This is a genomic window from Lysobacter sp. S4-A87, from assembly GCF_022637455.1.
Classification (GTDB): Bacteria; Pseudomonadota; Gammaproteobacteria; order Xanthomonadales; family Xanthomonadaceae; genus Lysobacter_J.
In genome coordinates this window covers 3,774,892-3,792,731 of sequence record NZ_CP093341.1, presented here as the reverse complement: position 1 = coordinate 3,792,731, position 17,840 = coordinate 3,774,892, and the positions used below count along the sequence as shown (strand labels likewise).

15 protein-coding genes are annotated in these 17,840 nt (G+C 67.1%); 13 read left to right on the top strand and 2 right to left on the bottom strand.

Annotated features, from left to right (window positions below):
* Positions 1 to 241: 241 nt before the first annotated feature.
* Complete coding sequence (locus MNR01_RS17055; RefSeq protein ID WP_241918901.1) at positions 242 to 3,295, bottom strand: TonB-dependent receptor; 3,054 nt, start codon at positions 3,293 to 3,295, stop codon at positions 242 to 244.
* Between the two features lie 338 nt (positions 3,296 to 3,633).
* Here MNR01_RS17055 and pyrH point away from each other — a divergent pair, with 338 nt between their 5' ends.
* The 13 genes from pyrH (at position 3,634) to MNR01_RS16990 (ending at position 17,362) form a co-directional block, all read left to right on the top strand.
* Positions 3,634 to 4,359, top strand: coding sequence for a UMP kinase (gene pyrH, locus MNR01_RS17050; RefSeq protein WP_241918900.1), 726 nt, complete (start codon positions 3,634 to 3,636; stop codon positions 4,357 to 4,359).
* An 83-nt stretch (positions 4,360 to 4,442) separates the two neighbouring features.
* Entirely contained in the window at positions 4,443 to 5,396 is a 954-nt protein-coding gene (locus MNR01_RS17045; protein ID WP_241918899.1) for a cation diffusion facilitator family transporter, read from the top strand.
* Positions 5,397 to 5,509: 113 nt separating this feature from the next.
* On the top strand, positions 5,510 to 6,067 hold the full coding sequence (frr, locus tag MNR01_RS17040) for a ribosome recycling factor (RefSeq protein WP_241918898.1): 558 nt from the start codon (positions 5,510 to 5,512) through the stop codon (positions 6,065 to 6,067).
* A gap of 19 nt (positions 6,068 to 6,086) precedes the next feature.
* Complete coding sequence (gene uppS, locus MNR01_RS17035) at positions 6,087 to 6,872, top strand: polyprenyl diphosphate synthase (protein WP_241918897.1); 786 nt, start codon at positions 6,087 to 6,089, stop codon at positions 6,870 to 6,872.
* Positions 6,869 to 7,720, top strand: a complete 852-nt coding sequence (locus tag MNR01_RS17030) for a CDP-archaeol synthase (protein ID WP_241918896.1) — start codon at positions 6,869 to 6,871, stop codon at positions 7,718 to 7,720. Before uppS ends, MNR01_RS17030 begins: the two co-directional genes overlap by 4 nt.
* A gap of 2 nt (positions 7,721 to 7,722) precedes the next feature.
* Positions 7,723 to 8,916 (top strand): 1-deoxy-D-xylulose-5-phosphate reductoisomerase, encoded by a 1,194-nt coding sequence (locus MNR01_RS17025; RefSeq protein ID WP_241918895.1) that lies wholly within the window; start codon positions 7,723 to 7,725, stop codon positions 8,914 to 8,916.
* A gap of 69 nt (positions 8,917 to 8,985) precedes the next feature.
* Positions 8,986 to 10,350: an RIP metalloprotease RseP gene (gene rseP / locus MNR01_RS17020; protein WP_241918894.1), complete on the top strand. Its 1,365-nt coding sequence runs from the start codon at positions 8,986 to 8,988 to the stop codon at positions 10,348 to 10,350.
* Between the two features lie 74 nt (positions 10,351 to 10,424).
* Entirely contained in the window at positions 10,425 to 12,899 is a 2,475-nt protein-coding gene (gene bamA / locus MNR01_RS17015; protein ID WP_241918893.1) for an outer membrane protein assembly factor BamA, read from the top strand.
* Positions 12,900 to 12,922: 23 nt separating this feature from the next.
* Positions 12,923 to 13,939, top strand: coding sequence for a UDP-3-O-(3-hydroxymyristoyl)glucosamine N-acyltransferase (gene lpxD / locus MNR01_RS17010; RefSeq protein WP_241918892.1), 1,017 nt, complete (start codon positions 12,923 to 12,925; stop codon positions 13,937 to 13,939).
* Positions 13,940 to 14,076: 137 nt separating this feature from the next.
* Positions 14,077 to 14,532 (top strand): 3-hydroxyacyl-ACP dehydratase FabZ, encoded by a 456-nt coding sequence (fabZ, locus tag MNR01_RS17005; protein ID WP_241918891.1) that lies wholly within the window; start codon positions 14,077 to 14,079, stop codon positions 14,530 to 14,532.
* Between the two features lie 3 nt (positions 14,533 to 14,535).
* Positions 14,536 to 15,339, top strand: a complete 804-nt coding sequence (gene lpxA, locus MNR01_RS17000; protein WP_241918890.1) for an acyl-ACP--UDP-N-acetylglucosamine O-acyltransferase — start codon at positions 14,536 to 14,538, stop codon at positions 15,337 to 15,339.
* Positions 15,340 to 15,519: 180 nt separating this feature from the next.
* Positions 15,520 to 16,719, top strand: a complete 1,200-nt coding sequence (lpxB, locus tag MNR01_RS16995; RefSeq protein WP_241918889.1) for a lipid-A-disaccharide synthase — start codon at positions 15,520 to 15,522, stop codon at positions 16,717 to 16,719.
* Positions 16,720 to 16,729: 10 nt separating this feature from the next.
* Positions 16,730 to 17,362 carry a ribonuclease HII gene (locus MNR01_RS16990; protein WP_241920667.1) on the top strand — a complete coding sequence of 211 codons (633 nt, stop codon included), beginning with the start codon at positions 16,730 to 16,732 and terminating at the stop codon, positions 17,360 to 17,362.
* A 48-nt stretch (positions 17,363 to 17,410) separates the two neighbouring features.
* Here the strand turns inward: MNR01_RS16990 and MNR01_RS16985 are convergent, their stop codons facing one another.
* Entirely contained in the window at positions 17,411 to 17,830 is a 420-nt protein-coding gene (locus MNR01_RS16985; protein WP_241918888.1) for a hypothetical protein, read from the bottom strand.
* Between the last annotated feature and the right edge of the window lie 10 nt (positions 17,831 to 17,840).

The following is a 17,840-nucleotide window of genomic DNA, read 5'->3' as shown; positions in this document are numbered from 1 at the left end:
GAACGCGCAATTTGTAGCATGAGCCCGGCAGGTCGGGTACGGCTGCCCGCGCAGCGCATGCGCCCATCCCTGGTGTGGCTGGCGTCGACAGTGGCATTCCCATGACCTCCACAACGCAGCGGCCACGTCGACACCCCACCTGGCGCGGCCTGCGATCGTTCAGTTGCCGACCGCGGTCACGGATTGCCCAAACAGAACGGCCGCCCCGAGGGGCGGCCGTTCCTTCGAACACTTCAGAGGATCAGAAGCGGTACTGCACCATGAAGCGGACCGAACGCGGGGCCTGCCAGGCGGTCGGGTAGCCGTAGATGTTGGCGTACGCCGTGCCGTCCGGAGCGGTGCCGCCCTGCTGCGGCGTGCCGCCGGCATCCTCGCCGTACTCGTACACGGCCACCGGCTCCTGCTCGTTGGTGACGTTGAACACGTCGACCTTGAAGGTCAGCTCGCCGTTGGCGATCGACGGCGAGTAGGCAACGTTCAGGTCGAGCGTGCGGGTCCACGGCGTACGGCCGGCGGTACCGCGCGGGACCGGCTGGCTGCCCCTGCCATCACCCTTGTCGCACCAGAAGTAGCTGTTGGCGTAACCGCTGTCGCCTGCACCGTTGTAGCCGAAGCAGTTGATCGGACGGCCCGACTGCACCAGCAGGTTGGCGCCGGCGCTCCACTGGTCGTTGAACTCGTAGTTGCCGAACAGCTTGAACGAGTGGCGGCGGTCGTTGGGCAGGTAACCGTCGGCGCCGACCATCAGCTCGGGGTAGTCGAAGTCCTGGGTGGTGCCGGTATCGGCCTGGCCGATGTCCGACTTCACGCCGCCTTCGGTGTTGCCCTTGTTCTTCGACCAGGTATAGGAACCCTGCAGGAAGAACTTGTCGGTCAGCTGGCCTTCGGCGAACAGCTCGACGGCCTTGTAGGTGCGCTTGGCCTTCGGGCCCAGGACGTCGGCCGGGATGGTGATGTGCTCGAAGGTGCCGTCGCCGTCGACGTCCATCGTGAACTCGCCGTCGCTGCCCGGGTTGTACAGGCGGCAGTACGGGAAGCCCGGGTTGACGTCGTTGATCTCGTAGCCGTTCTGCTCGGCCCACTCGAACACCGGACGGTAATCGCAGGTGTCGTCGATCGCACGCTTGAGGTCACGATAGATCGCGCGCGCACCGGCCGAGAAACCTTCGCTGACCTGGGTCTGGAAACCCAGGATGTACTCGTCCTGGTACATCGGCTCCAGGTTGGACGAGGCGATGGTCTTGGCATCCTTGCCCAGGCCGAACTCGTTGTTGAGGTAGCGGATCGGCTCGCCATTGGCCGGGTTGAGGATCTGCACCAGGCCGGTGGGCGCACCGGTGACCGGGTCGACACCGGTGTAGGAGTAGAACTGCTCGCTGTACAGCGAAGCGCTGGCGCCGCGGATGGCGACGTTGGCGGTCAGCGGCAGCGCGTAGCGGCCTGCGTTACCGAAGATCTTCAGCGACGAATCGCCATTGACGTCCCACGAGAAGCCCAGGCGCGGGGCGAACTGGTTGTCGATCTTGACGTAGGTGTCGCCGACGCCGTTCTTGTTGTCGAACGTATCCCAGCGCAGGCCCAGGTAGGCGTTGAAGGTGTCGGTGATGCTCCAGTTGTCTTCGATGTAGTAAGCGCGCTGGTCGACTTTCACGGTCGCGCCGGACTGGAACACGCGGCGACGCACGACGCTCTCGGTCGGGGTGCCGCCGATGGGCGTATAGCGGCCGTAGCGCCACTGTTCACCGCCAGCATAGGAAGTGCCGTCGACGGTCTCGAAGTTGTCGATGTCGACACCACCGCGCAGCAGGTGGTCGCCCAGCTGCCATTCGGCATCGATGCGGAACTGGTCGCGGGTGTCCTTGGCATCGGTGCGACCGAGGCTGTCGACGAACCAGCAACCGGTGATTTCCTGGTTGATGCCGTTGACCACCGACGGACGCGCATCCACCACCCACGGGCAGCCGGCGACGGGGCCGCCGACGTTGCCGGTGTATTCCTGGCTGATGCCGCCGGCCGAGACACCGTAGTTGAAGCGGCGGAACTCGCCATGGCCGGCGAGCGCCGACAGGGTGAAGGTGTCGGTCAGATAGCCGGTGTACTTGAGCGAGTAGCTGGTGCCACCATTCTCGAAGTTGTCGGTGCCGGCGTAGCTTCCGCGGCTCGGCGTCCAGTCCGGAGCCGCATCGGTTCCGAACACGGTGTGGTAGTACTTCGACTCGGTCTTGCGCTTGTCCGAGAACGCCGTCAGCGCGAGCAGGTTGTTGTCGTTGATGTTCCAGTCGAGCTTGACCAGCCACATCGGCGACTTGGTCTCGTCGGTGTAGTTGCGGTCGCCGACGACGCCGTCGAACGTGCCCGGATAGACATCGCGGTCGTCCATGCCGTACTGCAGCAGGCCGTAGGCGAACAGCTTGTCCTTGACCAGCGCGCCGCTGGCCCACACCGAAGCGGTGGTGTTGGAGCCCTTGTCCCTGGAGTTGACCTCGACCAGGTCACCGCTGGGGTAATACAGGTTCGGGTCGGTTTCGGTCAGCGATTCCGGTTCCCAGAAGATGTTGCCGCCGGCCTCGAAGTCGTTGGTACCGCGCTTGGTGATGACGTTGATGACACCGCCGGTGGAGCGACCGAACTCGGCGCCATAACCGCCGGTCTTGATCTGCTGCTCGGCGATGGCCTCGAACGGAATGTTGGCGAAGTTCAGGCCCTTGAACGAGTTGGTGACATTGAAGCCGTTGACGTAGTAGCCGTTCTCGGCGACCGATGCGCCGCCGAACGACGGCAGGTTGCCGAACGCGGCGTCGCCCTTCACGGTGCCCGGGGCCAGCAGCGCGACGCTGGTCAGGTCACGTGGCACGGGGATCTTGGCAATCTGCGCAGCGGTGAGGATGGTGGTGGACTCGACCGACGACACGTCGATCGGATTGACCAGCGCTGCGCCGGTCACGCGGATCGAATCGAGCGTGGTCGTTTCGCCCGTGGGCGCTGCGGCGAAGTTGACGGAGGTGCCGGTGCCGACATTGACGGTGACGTTTTCGCGGGTGGTGCTGGTGCCGTCAGCGCGCTGCAGGGTCACCCGGTAGTTGCCGGTCGGCAGTGCCGATGCGCGGTACTGGCCGTCGCCGCCGACCGTGATGGTGCGCTTGAAACCGGTCGCCGGATTCTCAACCAGCACCGTGTCGCCTGCGGCTGCCTGGCCGAATACGGCACCGGCGGTATTGGACTGCGCCTGGACGGTCGATGCGAAACACAGGCCAAGCGCCACCGTCAGCGCGCTGCGTCGCAGCGCACGATTCATCGTTGTTCTTGCCACTTTGTTCTCTCCCCAAAGTCAGTGATTGCCCTTCTCCCGAGGGCGTCCCGACTATGACTTTCGTCATGCGCGGCATTCAATGTGTCAAGTGCCTTTTTATGAACAATTCACGACTGCCGCCGGATATCGAAATAACCGAGAACCGATTCGGCAAATGTTTCGACGGTCAGCACGAACCAATGCCCCTTGCCTGCGCGAGATTTCCGCGAATGCCCTCTTTCGGCCCCTTTCGGCCCCTTTCGGCCCCCTCGGCGCGCCCTCACGCAGGACCGGCCCGCCGATCCCGTACAATTCCGCTGTTTGCCCATCTCAACGAGGTCGCCATGTCCCAGCTCGCCTATCGCCGTGTCCTGCTCAAACTGTCTGGCGAGGCGTTGATGGGGGACGAGGACTACGGCATCGACCCGAAGATGATCAGCCGGCTGGCCCGCGAGGTGATCGAGGCCCAGCAGGCCGGTGCCGAGGTCGCGCTGGTCATCGGCGGCGGCAACATCTTCCGCGGCGCAGGCCTGGCGGCCGGCGGCATGGACCGGGTCACGGGCGACCAGATGGGCATGCTCGCCACGGTCATCAACGCGCTGGCCATGCAGGACGCGCTGGAGAAGCTCGGCGCCAAGTGCCGGGTGATGAGCGCGATCAAGATCAACGACGTGTGCGAGGACTACATCCGCCGCCGCGCCATCCGCCACATGGAAAAGGGCCGACTGGCGATCTTCGCCGCCGGCACCGGCAACCCGTTCTTCACCACCGACTCCGGCGCCGCCCTGCGCGCGATCGAGATCGGCGCCGACCTGCTGCTGAAGGCGACCAAGGTCGACGGCGTCTACGACAAGGACCCGAAGAAGCATGCCGACGCGGTCCGCTACGACAAGCTGACCTACGACGAAGTGATCGCGCGCAACCTGCAGGTGATGGACACCGCCGCGTTCGCGCTGTGCCGCGACAGCGACCTGCCGCTGCGCATCTTCGACATGGGCCAGCCGGGCACGCTGCTGAAGATCCTCCACGGCGAGCACATCGGCACGCTGGTGCAGGGCCGCAAGGCCTGAACGTGATCCGTTCCCCCGCGAGCGGGGGAGCGGATACGCCGCTGTAATAGAGTCCGCCCGCAGGACCGTGCCACCATGCGCGCATGGGCCACGGACACCACCACCACGCCGCCAACGCGACCCGCGCCTTTGCCGCGGTCACGCTGATCAACCTTGCCTACACGGTCGTCGAGGCCGGGTATGGCTTCGCCACCAATTCGCTGGCGCTGCTGTCGGATGCGCTGCACAACCTCGGTGACGTGCTCGGACTGGGCCTGGCCTGGGGTGCTGCGGTGCTGGCCAAGCGCGCGCCGACCGATCGCCATACCTATGGCTGGCGCCGCGCCACCCTGCTCTCGCCGCTGGCCAATGCCTTGCTGCTGGTGGCGTTCTCCGGCGCGCTGGCCTGGGAAGCGGTGCGTCGCTTCAACGCGCCGCCGGAAATCCCGGCCCTGCCGGTCATGCTGGTCGCCGCGCTGGGCATCGCCGTCAACCTCGGCGCGGCCTGGCTGGTGCGCGACGGCCACGACCAGGACCTCAATCGCCGTGGCGCCTTCCTGCATCTGATCGCCGACGCCGCCGTGTCGCTGGCCGCGGTACTGGCCGGCGCCGGCATGTGGTGGCTGGGCTGGGCCTGGCTGGACCCGGCGATCGCAGTGCTGATCGGCGCGGTCGTGGCCATCGGCGCCTTCGGCCTGCTGCGCGATGCCTTCAATGCCGCCATGGACGCAGTGCCTTCGAGCATCGACCGCGGCCAGGTGCAGGGCTTCCTGGCCTCGCAGGCGGGTGTCCAGGCCGTGCACCACCTGCATATCTGGTCGCTGGGCGCGGGCGAGATCGCCATGACCGCGCACCTGGTCCGCCCCGACCAGGGTGACCACGACGAGTTCATCGACAAGCTGAACCACGAGCTGGACGAGCGCTTCGGGATCAACCACCCGACCCTGCAGGTCGAACTGGGCCGCGCCTGCGAGCACGACCGCCACGATCGTGCGCCGCACGGCCACACGCATGACCACGCCCATGACCACGGGCACGGGCACGGCCACGACCACTGAGGGCGGGAACCCTTCCACCGGCTCCTGCCGCCCCCGTACGAGCGCTTCGGGTCGCTGGGGCCGCCCCGGCTGGCTATAATCCCGCGATTACCGCTAATGGAACGGAGCCGGCGATGCTCAACGAGATCAAGAAAGATGCCCAGACCCGCATGGCCAAGAGCGTCGAAGCATTTCGCCACACCCTGATCAAGATCCGCACCGGGCGCGCTTCGACCGCGCTGGTCGACCACCTGAAGGTCAACTACTACGGTTCCGACATGCCGCTGTCGCAGGTCGCCTCCGTCCAGGTCTCCGACGCGCGTTCGCTGCTCATCACGCCGTGGGAGAAGCAGATGGTCGGCCCCGTCGAGAAGGCGATCCTCGCCTCCGACCTCGGCCTGACCCCGAACACCGCCGGTACCGTGATCCGCCTCAACCTGCCCGCCCTCACCGAGGAGCGCCGCAAGGAACTGTCCAAGCTCGTGCACTCCGAGAGCGAGGACGCCAAGGTCGCCATCCGCAACATCCGTCGCGATGCCAACCACCAGGTCAAGGAACTGCTGAAGGAAAAGCAGATCACCGAAGACGAAGTCAGCCGCTCCGAGATCGAGATCCAGAAGATCACCGACGCCGCCATCAAGGACGTCGATGAAGTGGTCAAGGCCAAAGAGCAAGAACTTATGGCGGTTTGACGGGTCTACCCGTCCCGTCATGTCTTCCGAACCTGCCATTGCCGTCGCGCGCGTCCCGCGCCACCTTGCCGTCATCATGGACGGCAACGGTCGCTGGGCCGAGCGCCGCCGCCGCCCGCGAGTCATCGGCCATCGCGCCGGTGCGCGCGCGGTCAATGTCTGCATCGACTTCTGCCTGGACCAGGGCATCGAGGCGCTGACCCTGTTCGCCTTCTCCAGCGAGAACTGGGGCCGGCCGGAAGAGGAGGTCGGCGCGCTGATGAAGCTGTTCCTGGGCGCACTGGAACGCGAGGTCGACGAGCTCGACCGGCGTGGCGTGCGCGTGCGCTTCATCGGCGAGCGCGAGCGCTTCGCCGAGGCCATCCGCAAGCAGATGGCCGCAGCCGAGGACCGCACCCGCGCCAACACCCGCCTGCACCTGACCATCGCCGCCAGTTACGGCGGTCGCTGGGACATCGCACAGGCGGCCCGCTCGCTGGCGCAGGACGTCGCCGCCGGGCGGCTGGCGCCTGAAGACATCGACGAGTACGCGATCGGTGCCCGCACCTGCCTGGCCGAGCTGCCTGCCCCGGATCTGTTCATCCGCACCGGCGGTGAGACGCGCATCAGCAATTTCCTGCTGTGGCAGCTGGCCTATACCGAATTGTGGTTCACCGACCTGTTGTGGCCCGAATTGGATGCGGCGACACTGCAGCGCGCCATGGACGACTACGCCGGCCGCCAGCGCCGTTTCGGCCTGACCGGCGCCCAGGTCGCGCCGGCACCCGCGCCGGCACGGCCCGCCACCAAAGAGACTTCCGAATGACCCGAACCCGCCTGCTCGCCGCCCTGGTGATGGCGCCGCTCGCGATTGCCGCGATCCTGCTGCTGCCGACGCCGTGGATGGTGGCCCTGGCCGCGGTGCTGTTCCTGGCCGGCCTGTGGGAATGGTTCGACCTGGCGCAGATCGAGGACACGCTCGCTCGCACCGTGCTGCTGGTGGCCAACCTGGCGGTGATGGTGGCGCTGGTGTGGGCATCGCGCTCCAGCGGCAGCTACACCATGGCGCTGTTCCAGCTGGCCAGCATGATCGGCGTGATCTGGTGGCTGCTGGCGCTGCTCTGGCTGGGCCGTTACGAATTCGCCAGCGACCACGACACCAATGCGCGCGTGTTCAAGCTCGCCGCCGGCGCGCTGAGCATGATTCCGGCCTGGTGCGCGCTGGCGTGGATCCACTCGACCCCGCCCAACGGCCACCGCTGGCTGCTGACCGCGCTGGCGATCGTCTGGGCGGCCGATACCGGCGCCTACTTCGCCGGGCGCACCTTTGGCGGGCGCCTGTTCGGTGGCCGCAAGCTGGCCCCGCGGATCAGCCCCAACAAGACTTACGAAGGCCTGCTCGGCGGCGTGGTCGCCGGCGTCATCGTCGGCATCGTCTTTGCCCTCTTCGCCGGCGCAGCGCCGTCGCAACTGCCGGCGGTGGCCGTGGTCGCGCTGGTGGCGGTGCTGTTCTCGGTGGTCGGCGACCTGTTCGAGAGCCTGCTCAAGCGCCATGTCGGCGTGAAGGATTCGGGCAACCTGATCCCGGGCCACGGCGGCATCCTCGACCGTGTCGACGGCGTGCTGGCCGCACTGCCGGTGTTTGCACTTGGCAAGGCCGTGCTGGGCTTCTGAACATGTCCGTCAGTACGCGCAATGTCGCTGTTCTTGGTGCCACCGGTTCGATCGGCGCGTCGGCGCTGGACGTGATCGCGCGCCACCCGCAACGCCTGCGCGCAAGTGTCCTGGCGGCCGGCAGCAATGTCGCCGCCCTGGTCGAACTGTGCCGGCGCCACCGCCCCGACCATGCCGTGATCGCCGACGGCAACGGCCTGCAGGCGCTCGCCGATGGCCTGCGCGAAGCCGGCCTGCGCACGCAGCCGCATTGCGGCGACGAGGCACTCGACGCACTGGTGTCGGGCGACGCCTGCGACACCGTCGTCGCTGCCATCGTCGGTGCGGCCGGACTGCCTTCGACGCTGGCCGCTGCCAGGGCCGGCAAGCGCATCCTGCTTGCCAACAAGGAGTCGCTGGTGCTCGCCGGCGAACTGCTGATGCAGGCCGCCCACGCCGGTGGCGCCACGATCGTGCCGATCGACAGCGAGCACAACGCGATCTTCCAGTGCCTGCCCGACGCGCATGCGCGCGAAGGCCTGCGACGGATCCTGCTGACCGCCTCGGGTGGTCCGTTCCGCGGCCGTGCGCGCGAGGAACTGACCGCAGTGACGCCGGAACAGGCGGTCGCCCATCCCAAGTGGTCGATGGGGCCGAAGATCTCGGTCGACTCGGCCACGCTGATGAACAAGGGCCTGGAAGTGATCGAGGCCCACCACCTGTTCGGCGTCGACGGCGACCGCATCCAGGTGCTGGTGCATCCGCAGAGCCTGGTGCATTCGCTGGTGGAATTCGTCGACGGCTCCACCCTCGCCCAGCTCGGCCTGCCGGACATGCGCACCGCGCTGGCGGTCGGCTTCGGCTGGCCGGAACGGATGGAATCGGGCGTCGGCGGACTCGACCTGCTGGCCCAGGGCCGGCTCGATTTCGAACCGCCGGACCTTCAGGCCTTCCCGTGCCTGCGCCTGGCTTTCGAGGCCCTGGCCGCGGGCGGCACCGCCCCGGCGGTCCTCAATGCCGCCAACGAAGTGGCTGTTTCAGCGTTTCTTCAGCGCCGGATCGGTTTCCTAGCCATACCGGCGCTCGTCGAGGACACCCTCGCCGCGCTCCCATCCACCCCGGCGACCTCGCTGGCAGCCCTGCGCGACGCCGATGCCCAGGCACGGCATCATGCCGCCCGGGCCGTCGGTTCCGGCGCAGTCGGGGCCCGCGCATGATCGCGTCCATATGATCGTGACCTTCATGATCGTGTCCATCCGGAGCGTGCCCGTGCAGAGCGTCCAATCATGAGTGAGTTCATCGGCTCGATCTGGTGGTTGCTCGTCAGCCTCGGCGTGCTCGTCACGTTCCACGAGTTCGGGCACTACTGGGTCGCGCGCCGCTGCGGCGTCAAGGTGCTGCGCTTCTCGATCGGCTTCGGCAAGGCACTGTGGTCGCGCCGTGGCAAGGACGGCACCGAGTATGTGATTGCTGCAATCCCGCTCGGCGGCTACGTCAAGATGCTCGACGAGCGCGAAGGCGACGTCGCTGCCAGCGAAGTCGACCAGGCCTTCAATCGCCAGTCGGTGTTCAAGCGCATCGCGATCGTGATTGCCGGGCCGGCCGCCAACCTGCTGCTGTGCGTCGGCCTGTTCTGGGCGATGTTCGTGATCGGCCGGCCCGATTACGCACCGGTGGTCGGACAGGCGCAGGGCATCGCCGCCAGCGCCGGACTGCACAGCGGCGACACGCTGCTGGCCGTCGGTGACCGCGACACCCCGACCTGGAGCGAGGCGCAGCTGGCGCTGATTCCCGCCGCACTCGACCACAGCGACATCCGCCTGCGCGTGCGCACCGAGGGCGGCGACGAAGTCACACGGCAATTGCCGCTGTCACACCTGCCTGCCTCGTTCGACGAGCGTCGCGCGGTGGAAGCCATCGGCCTGATCCCGCGCCACGGCCTGGTGCCGGCGGTGATCGGGCACGTGGAGACGGACAAGCCGGCCTTCGGCGTGCTCAACGAAGGTGACCGCATCACCGCCATCGACGGCGAGCCCGTGCGCTCCTGGGACGACATCGGCCCGCTGGTGCAAAAGCTCGGTGACCGCGGTGGCATCGCCATGGTCGAGGTGGAGCGCAAGGGCGAGCGCCTGGCGCTGGAAATCAAGCCGGCGCGTTTGACGCATCCGCAGACCGGGCAGCAGTACTGGGGCCTGGGCCTGAAGTCGGCCCGCGCGCAGGAACCGGCCAAGGACGCCCTGCTCCGCTACGGCCCGATCGACGCTGTCCCGGCCGCGATCCGCGAGAGCGTGCACCAGGCCAACGAGCTGTTCGCCATGATCGGCCGCGCCTTCAGCGGCCGCGTGTCGGTTCAGAACACCGTCGCCGGGCCCATCACCATTGCCCGCGCGGCCAATGCCTATGCCCACCATGGCACCGCCTGGTACCTGTCGATGCTGGCGATGCTCTCGCTCAGCCTGGGCATCCTGAACCTGCTGCCGATCCCGATCTTGGACGGCGGTCACCTGCTGTATTACCTTATCGAGCTGGTCAAGGGCAGCCCGGTCAGCGAGCGCGCAATGGCGGCCGGGCAGTACGTCGGCCTGGCATTGATCGCCGGCCTGATGGGCCTGGCGTTCTTCAACGACATCGTGAACAACCTGGTGCACTGATGCCGGCGACGCGACCTGCTTTCTCGACCCGACGCCCGGCTCCGGGCCTCCAAGACCCTCTTCCGGACGTACTAATGACGCGAACACCTAATCGCCGCCTGCTTGCCCTCGCCCTCGTCGCGGCGCTGAACGCCACAGCCCTGCCCGCGATGGCGCAGTCGGCGGACCCGTTCGCACTGTCGGCGGCACCGGACACGGCTGGCGCGCAATCCGCGCCGATCGGCTCGTTCACCGTCAGCGACATCCGCATCGATGGCCTGCAGCGCATCTCCGCCGGTACGGTGTTCACCTACCTGCCGGTCGAGCGCGGCGACACGATGGATTCCTCGCGTGCCGGCGAAGCGATCCGCGCGCTGTACAAGACCGGCTTCTTCGAGGACGTCGACGTCGGCCGCCAGGGCACCATCCTGGTCGTCACCGTCACCGAGCGCCCGGCCATCAACAAGCTGACGCTGACCGGCAACAAGGACATCAAGTCCGAGGACCTGCTCAAGGGCCTGAAGGAAGCCGGCCTGGCCGAAGGCGACACCTTCGATCGCCTCGCCCTTGACCGCGTGACCCAGGAACTGACCCGCCAGTACAACAACCGCGGCAAGTACAACGTCGAGATCAGCCCGACCGTCTCGCGCCTGGACCGCAACCGCGTCGACGTCACCATCACCGTCAAGGAAGGCAAGGCGGCCAAGATCCGCCACGTCAACCTGATCGGCAACGAGAAGTTCGAGGACAAGGCGATCCTCGAGCAGTGGGAATCGCGCGAGCACAACTGGCTCAGCTGGTACAAGCGCGACGACCAGTACTCGCGCGAGAAGCTGTCGGGTGACCTGGAGAAGCTCAATTCCTGGTACCTCGACCGCGGCTACGTCGACTTCTCGGTCGACTCGACCCAGGTCTCGATCAGCCCCGACCGACAGGACATGTTCCTCACCGCCGGCGTGACCGAGGGCGAGCAGTACAAGGTGTCCAGCGTGCAGGTCACCGGCGACACGATCCTGCCCAAGGAGCAGATCGAGCGCCTGGTGCTGGTCAAGCCGGACCAGATCTTCTCCCGTCGCCTGCTCGAGATCAGCTCCGACTCGATCATCGCCACGCTCAGCAACGTCGGCTACGCCTTCGCCCAGGTCAATCCGATCCCGGACGTCAAGCGCGAAGACAAGACGGTCGGCATCAACATGCAGGTCGTGCCGGGTCCGCGCGTCAACGTGCGCCGCATCGCCTTCAAGGGCAACAGCCGTACCAGCGACGAAGTGATCCGTCGTGAAATGCGCCAGTTCGAGGGCTCCTGGTATTCGCAGGCGGCCATCGACCGTTCCAAGATCCGCCTGCAGCAGCTGGGCTACTTCGAGACCGTCGACGTCGAGACCGTGCCGGTCGCCGGCAGCAACGACGAAGTCGACGTTGTCTACAACCTCAAGGAAACCACCTCGGGCAGCTTCGTGTTCGGCCTGGGCTTCTCGCAGCTGTCGGGCCTGACCGCGCAGGTGCAGCTGTCGCAGACCAACTTCCTGGGCAGCGGCAACCAGGTCTCGGTGCAGGCGCAGCGCAACGACTACATGCAGCGCTACGACTTCTCGTTCCGCAACCCGTACTTCACCGACGACGGCCTGTCGCTGGGCTACAACCTGTGGTGGCGCGAACTCGATTACACCGACTTCAACACCGCCCAGTACTCGACCAACTCCGGTGCCGCGCAGGCGGTGTTCGGCCTGCCGATCACCGAGACCGACACGGTCACGGCGATGCTGGGCATCGACACCAACGAGATCCTGCTGTCGCTGGGCACCCCGCCGAGCATCGTCGACTACATCAACGCGCTCGACCGCAGCACGTTCCACGCCTGGCGCGCGGAGCTGGGCTGGGGCCGCAACTCGCTCGACAGCTTCCTGACCCCGACCCGCGGCATGCAGCAGCGCGTCTGGCTGGAAACGACCCTGCCCGGGTCGACCGTCGAGTACTACAAGCTCAACTACAACATCTCCAAGTTCTGGCCGTTCTCGCGCCATTTCGTGCTCAACACCCGCGCCGAACTCGGCTACGGCGACAGCTATGGCGATGCGACCTCGCGTGACCTGTGCCGCACACCGGGCAATTACAACTGTGCGCCGGGCACTGCCGACTACCTGCGTACCATCACCGCCGACGGCCTGCCGTTCTTCGAGAACTTCTACGCCGGTGGTGTGCGCTCGGTCCGCGGCTTCACCGACAACACGCTGGGTCCGCGCGAGCTGAACCAGCCCCTCGGTGGCGCCTTCAAGACGGTGGGCTCGCTGGAAATGTACTTCCCGACCCTGCTCGACACGCCGGCGGCACGCGTTTCGGCGTTCGTCGACTTCGGTAACGTCTACAAGGACTACGACAGCTTCGACGCCGGTGAGCTGCGCGCTTCGACCGGCATCGCGCTGATGTGGCGCTCGCCGATGGGCCCGATCTCAATCAGCTACGCCTACCCGCTCAAGAAGCAGGACGACGTCAGGAATGCAAACGGCACGGTGATCGAGGAGGGCGACGAACTGGAGCGCCTGCAGTTCACCTTCGGCGGCACGTTCTAAGCCAGCAGGCAGCGGGTTAGAACATGCACAGCCCGTCCTTCAGCGCAGCCGAACTGGCACAGCGCTTCGCCCTGCAGTTGCAGGGCGACGGCGCCGCCCGTGTCGAAGGCGTGGGCACGCTGGCCAAGGCCGGGCCGCAACAGCTGGCCTTCCTGGCCAATCCGAAGTACCGCAGCCAGCTGGCCGCCAGCGCCGCCGGCATCGTGGTCATGCGCGAGGACGACGCCGCCGGATTTGCCGGCACGGCGTTGCTTGCGCGTGACCCGTACGCCGCCTTCGCCAAGATGTCGGCCCTGTTCGAACCCCGGCCGGTCCGCGATCCCGGCATCCACCCCTCGGCGGCCATCGATGCGACGGCCAGCATCGACGCCACGGCGCATATCGGTCCGTTCGTCAGCATCGGTGCGCGCAGCCGCGTCGACGCCGGCGCGATAGTCGGGGCCGGCTGCGTGATCGGCGACGATTGCGTGGTGGGCGCCGGCACCGAGCTGATCGCCCGCGTCACCCTGGTCACCCGGGTCCGCATCGGCCAGCGTGCCGTCATCCATCCGGGTGCGGTGATCGGCGCCGCCGGCTTCGGCCTGGCGATGGAAGCCGGACGCTGGCTCAACGTGCCGCAGCTGGGTGGCGTGGTCATCGGCGACGACTGCGAGATCGGCGCCAACACCACCATCGACCGCGGCGCGATCGAGGACACGGTGTTGGAAGAAGACGTCCGCCTCGACAACCAGATCCAGATCGGCCACAACGTCTTCATCGGCGCCCATTCGGCCATGGCCGGATGCTCGGCCGCCGCTGGCAGCGCGCGCATCGGCCGCTACTGCCTCATTGGCGGTGGCGCCGGCGTGCTGGGCCACCTGGAAGTCTGCGACAAGGTCGTCATCACCGCGATGAGCCTGGTCACCAGCTCGATCCGCGAGCCGGGCGAGTACTCCTCCGGCACGCCCTTGATGGACAATCGCAGCTGGCGCAAGAATGCCGCGCGCTTCAAGCAGCTCGACGCGATCGCGCGAAGGCTGCCGGGTCGGCGCGAGGACTGAGCCGGCGCCCTGCCCGGGCGCCCTGACGTTGGAATTTCGACCCGGGCACCTTCACCCGGTTTGCCCCCGATTACTGCAATGCTGGCCCCCGCGACGGACACCGATCCCAGGCGTTGGACCGGCTGAAAGGACCACTGATGAGCCATACCGTGCAACTACCGATCGACGTCAACACCATCCAGACGCTGCTTCCGCATCGCTACCCGTTCCTGCTGGTCGATCGCGTGGTCGAGTTCGAAGCGCACAAGCGCGTGCTTGCCTACAAGAACGTCACCTGCAACGAGCCGTATTTCCAGGGCCATTTCCCCGGCCACCCGGTGATGCCGGGCGTGCTGGTGGTGGAAGCGCTGGCCCAGGCCGGCGGCATCCTGACCCAGCTGTCGAGCCAGACCACGGCCGACGGCCGGCTGTTCTACCTGGTGAAGATCGACAACGCCAAGTTCTCCAAGATGGTCGTCCCGGGCGACCGCCTCGACCTGGATGTCACGCTCAAGCGCGTGATCCGCAACGTCGCTATCTACACCGGCATCGCCAGCGTCGCCGGCGAACAGGTCGCCTGCGCCGAGATCGTCTGCGCCGAAGCGAAGGCCTGAGCCATGGCCGTACCGCACATCCATCCCACCGCCAGTATCCACGCCAGCGCCGTGGTCGAACCCGGTGCACGCCTGGCTGCGGGCGTGCAGGTGGGTGCGCTGTGCTTCATCGGTGCCGAGGTCGACGTCGGCGAGAACACGGTGTTCGGCCCGCACTGCAGCGTGATCGGCCCGACCCGCATCGGCAGTGACAACCGTTTCATCGGCCACTGCGCGATCGGCGGCGAACCGCAGGACAAGAAGTACCAGGGCGAGCGCGTCGAACTGGTGATCGGCGACCGCAACCTGTTCCGGGAGTTCGTCACGGTCAACCGCGGCACCGGCACTGGCGGTGGCATCACCCGCGTCGGCAACGACAACTGGATGCTGGCCTACACCCACGTCGCCCACGACTGCGTCGTCGGCAACCACTGCGTGTTTTCCAACAACGCCACGCTGGCCGGCCACGTCGAGGTCGGCGACCACGTCATCCTCAGCGGTTTCGCCGGCATCCATCAGTTCTGCCGCATCGGTGCGCACGCCTTCATCGGCATGGGCGCGCTGGTCAACGGCGACGTGCCGCCGTTCGTGATGGTGGCCCAGGACGGCTACGGCCGCCCGCGCGGCATCAACAGCGAAGGCCTCAAGCGCCGCGGCTTCGACGCCGGACGCATCAGCGCCATCAAGCGCGCCTACCGGGCGCTGTACATGTCCGGCGGCACGCTCGAGGAATCGCGCGCCAAGCTCGCCGAGCTCGCAGGCGACAGCGACGACGTGCGCTCAGTACTGGAGTTCGTCGAAGCCGGCGAGCGACCGCTGCTGCGCTGAGCGCGTGATCGTCCCGACAGCAGTCGGGACCCGACCTGAACTTGCCACACAGCCATCGCGATCCTGAAAACCGGGATCGCGTTGCTTTCGCTTTGCGCAGGCGGCGCGGATCGGCGTCAAGCACCTGGGCTATGATCCGATCGCAATCGCGGCCCCACAGCCCCACCACCCGAGCCCGCTTTGACGCATCCCGCCAGTCCATCGTCCATCACCGCCCCGCGCATCGCCCTGTGCGCAGGCGAAGCCTCCGGCGACCTGCTCGGCGCCGGCCTGATCGAAGCACTGCGCAAGCGCTACCCCGGTGCCGAGTTCGCCGGCATCGGCGGCGAGCAGATGCGCGGCGCGGGCCTGGAGGCCTGGAACGACGCATCGGAACTGGCGGTCATGGGCCTGGCCGAAGTGTTGCGCCACCTGCCCCGCCTGCTGCGGCTGCGCCGCCAGTTCCGCAAGCGCCTGCTCGACTGGCGACCGGATGAGTTCATCGGCATCGACGCGCCCGACTTCAACCTCGGCGTGGAGAAATGGCTGCGCGAGCGCGGCGTGCGTACCGTCCACTACGTCAGTCCCTCGGTATGGGCGTGGCGCGAGAAGCGCGCCGCAAAGATCGGACGCAGCGCCGACCGCGTGCTGTGCCTGTTCCCGATGGAACCTGCGATTTATGCGAGACATGGCGTCGATGCGCGCTTCGTCGGCCATCCGCTCGCCGACGAAATGCCGCTGGATCCCGATCGCGACGCTGCCCGCCGCCAGCTCGGACTCGACCCCTCGCGCCCCTTGCTGGCGCTGCTGCCCGGATCGCGCGTGGGCGAGATCGAGCGACTGGGTGCCGACTTCCTTGCCGCCGCCGCGCTGCTGCTCAAGCAGGACCCGCAACTCCAGGTCGTGGTGCCAATGGCCAACGAGCAGGCCAGCGCGGCATTCCAGCGCGTGCTGGCCGCAGACCCCGACAGCCTCACCCTGACCGCCGCGCTGCGCGTCATCCGCGGCCAGGCGCGCACACTGATGATCGCCAGCGATGTCGTGCTGCTGGCCTCTGGCACCGCCACCCTCGAGGCGATGCTGGCCAAACGGCCGATGGTGGTGGCGTACAAGGTCGCGGCCAGCACCTACGCGCTGGTCAAGGGCCTGGGCATGCTCAAGGTCGACAACTACGCCCTGCCCAACGTGCTCGCCGGCGAGCGCGTGGTGCCGGAACTCATGCAGGGTGACTGCACGCCTGAGAACCTCGCCGCCGCGGTGTCGACCTGGCTGCACGATCCGGCCGCGACCGCCGCGCTGCAACCGCGCTTCCGCGAGCTGCACCTGCAGCTGCGTCGCGATGCATCCGCCAGCGCTGCGGATGCTGTATCCGAACTGCTCGAGGCCGGTCGTGGCCAATGACGGCTCGCAGCTGCCCCTGGACCTGAGCGCGCGCCGCGACCAGGCGCCGCCACGCATCGCCGGTGTCGACGAAGCCGGACGCGGGCCATTGGCCGGCCCGGTGGTGGTTGCTGCAGTCGTGTTCGCCCCCGGGCGCACGCCGGTCAACGGCCTGGACGATTCAAAGCAGCTCACGGCAACAAGGCGCGAAGCCCTGTTCGACCGCATCGTCGAACGCGCGCTGGCCTGGCACATCGAGTTCGTCACGGTCGAGGAGATCGACCGCATCAACATCTACCAGGCGACGATGTCCGGCATGAGCCGGGCACTGATGGCCGTCAGCCACGTCGCCGACCTGGCGCGCGTCGACGGCAATGCCCTGCCGCGCTCTCTGCCCTGCCTGGCCGAGGCCTGGATCGGTGGCGATGCACGCGATCGCACCATCATGGCCGCATCGATCCTCGCCAAGGTGGCGCGCGACCGCCACATGCAACAGTTGCATGCGCAGTGGCCGCAGTATGGATTCGACCAGCACAAGGGTTACGGCACGCCTGAACACCTGGCTGCGCTGACCCGTCACGGACCGTGCCCGGAACACCGCCGCAGCTTCGCCCCGGTGCGCGAGGCACTTGCCAGTGCAAAGGCCAGCCACGCAGCGCCCTGAAAAGAACAGGCCCGCATCCTGCGGGCCCTCGAACACTGACAACTTTTACTATTGCGCCTTGATGATGATTGCCGGGTCACCGCGCATGCCAGCACTCACGATGTCGTAATCGTAGCGTTGCTCGCCGGAACTCAACGGCATGGCATCGATGGTGACCGAGTAGCTGCCGTTCTGCAGTTTCGAAGGAACCTTCAGCGGCTGGTTCTGTCCGCCGGGATTGGCGGTGCGGAACTTCAGTTCGAACTGCGCGCTGTTGTCCTTGGCATTGACCCAGGTGATCTTGGTCAGCGGCAGCACCACACACACATCCGAACTGACCTTGGGGCCGGGAGTGACCGTGATCGTCACCGGCTCGGAGGCCGACCGCTGCTTGCCGCACTCGGCAGCCACCGCCTTGCTGCTGCATCCCGACAACACAATGCAACCGGCGGCGGCCACGGCCGCTACCGCAATCGATAGTGCATTCATTCGTTTTCTC